Source organism: Acidithiobacillus sp. TH-A36 (genome assembly GCF_057473445.1).
Window position 1 is genome coordinate 1 of record NZ_JBYCKP010000220.1, and the last position, 2,183, is coordinate 2,183.

Sequence of the window (2,183 nt, forward strand, 5' to 3'; positions counted from 1 at the left end):
GCCTTCAGTGATGGTGTCATTGCCATCATCATCACCATCATGGTCATCGAAATGAAGGTCCCTCACGGGGAAAATATGGCAGCACTTTTACCCGTGCTGCCCGTATTTCTCAGCTACATAATGAGCTTCATTTACGTCGGTATTTACTGGAACAACCATCACAACATGCTGCAAGCCAGTGGGAAAATCACCGGCAGCATTCTCTGGGCCAATTTGCATCTGCTGTTCTGGTTATCACTTTTTCCCTTCGTCACCAGCTGGATGGGTGAAAACCATTTCGCCACAGCACCTACAGAATTATACGGCGTGGTCCTTTTCATGGCTGCCATTGCCTATTTCATCCTTCAGCAGCGCATTATCGCAGCCGGAGCACCGACCCTGCGGCGCGCCATTGGTCGGGACTGGAAAGGAAAGGTCTCGCCCATCTTCTATTTCATAGGCATTATTTCCGCTCAATGGTCACCCACAGGCGCCAAACTTATTTATCTGGGACTCGCCTTTTTATGGTTGATTCCAGATCGCCGCATCGAAAATCTTCTTGTCGACAGCAAAGAATGATCATCATTGTTCCATCTGCCCAAACCGGCCACTTCTGAAATCTGCAATGGCCTGTTGAATTTCCGCTTCCGTGTTCATGACAAACGGGCCATATCCGACAATAGGCTCATCCAGCGGTTCGCCACTGAGCAGCAAAAGCACCGCATCACTGTGGGCTTCAATGGAAAAATCCCGGGCCGCAGCATCCAGCACCAGCATCTGCGCGGCCCTTAGCACATTTTCACCGTTCACCGTCAATTCTCCTTGCAACAGCACCAGCGCCACATTCCATCCTTCGGGCAGTGTCCATTGACTGCGCCCCCCGGCCTGCAGGCGAATATCCCAGACCTGTAGCGGCGAAAAAGTATGGGCCGGGCCTTTTTCTCCGGCATATTCACCCGCAATCACCCGTAATGATCCAGCCTGTTCCGGCAAAGCTACTTGCGGAATATCTCCATCCACAATGGTCTGATAAGCAGGCGTCGTCATTTTGTTTCGCGCCGGAAGATTCACCCAGAGCTGCACCATCTCCAGCTCGCCCCCGGCTGCCGTGAAGGCTGGCGAATGGAATTCCTCATGCAAAATTCCTGAGCCCGCAGTCATCCACTGCACATCGCCGGGGCCGATTATTCCACCACGACCGGTTGAATCCTTGTGGGCGACCTCGCCCTTATAAACAATGGTGACCGTCTCAAAACCCCGATGGGGATGGGTACCTACGCCACGCGGCTGTTGGCTGGGAGTAAAATGCATAGGCCCGGCATGATCCAGCAGCAGAAAAGGACTCAACATTTTGCCGTGTTGATGATAAGAAAGCATCGAACTGACCGGAAAGCCATCTCCGACCCAATGGGAAGGCGGTGCATCATAAATACCCAATACTTTTTTCATGCCGATCTCCTTGAAAAGCGTCCATACTGGCTACGCTGTTAATATAGATATTGATCCAAAACATGAGTAGTGGCCAAATTCGCTTGTCAGCGTCTCATATATAGGACAATGCATCCATGGAAGACCTGAACGACCTCTATTATTATGTCCAGGCAGTAGAGCATGGCGGTTTCGCTCCGGCGGCACGTGCCATCAACCTGCCGAAATCCAAACTCAGCCGGCGCGTCGCCGGGCTGGAAGAGCGCCTGGGTGTACGCCTGATCCAACGCTCTACGCGCCATTTCACCGTGACGGAAATCGGGCAAATCTACTATACCCACTGTAAAGCCATGCTGGTGGAAGCCGAAGGGGCTCAGGAGGCCATTGATTCCGTCAGGGCGGAACCCGCAGGCGTATTGCGGCTCACCTGTCCGGTAGCCCTGCTGCATTTGCAGGTCAGCACCATGCTCGCGGATTTCATGGCGCAGTATCCTCGGGTCACCTTACTGCTCGAAGCCAGCAACCGGCGGGTAGATTTACTGGGTGAAGGCGTGGATGTCGCCATCCGGGTCAGACCACCGCCATTGCCTGATAGTGAACTCATCCAGCGCATTCTGGCCGAGCGCAGTCAATGCCTGGTGGCCAGCCCCACCCTGGGGCTTCAGCCAGGACGCATCCGGCAACCCGACGATCTGGTAAAATTACCGAGCATGGGTCTGGGAAGCCTCCAGCAAAATCATCATTGGGAGTTGTCCGGACCGCAAAATGCCGTCGTC

At 53.8% G+C, this 2,183-nt stretch carries 3 protein-coding genes; 2 read left to right on the forward strand and 1 reads right to left on the reverse strand.

The window, feature by feature from the left end; all coding sequences use genetic code 11:
- A partial coding sequence (locus AC2VLY_RS05745; RefSeq protein WP_486893462.1) for a TMEM175 family protein occupies positions 1-558 on the forward strand: 558 nt, incomplete at its 5' end.
- A gap of 3 nt (positions 559-561) precedes the next feature.
- On the opposite strand, the gene AC2VLY_RS05750 is transcribed toward AC2VLY_RS05745, so the two are convergent.
- A complete protein-coding gene (locus AC2VLY_RS05750; protein ID WP_193650426.1) occupies positions 562-1,428 on the reverse strand; it encodes a pirin family protein in 867 nt (288 codons plus the stop codon).
- A 116-nt stretch (positions 1,429-1,544) separates the two neighbouring features.
- Here AC2VLY_RS05750 and AC2VLY_RS05755 point away from each other — a divergent pair.
- Positions 1,545-2,183: LysR family transcriptional regulator (locus tag AC2VLY_RS05755; protein ID WP_486921921.1), on the forward strand; the 639-nt coding region annotated here is incomplete at its 3' end.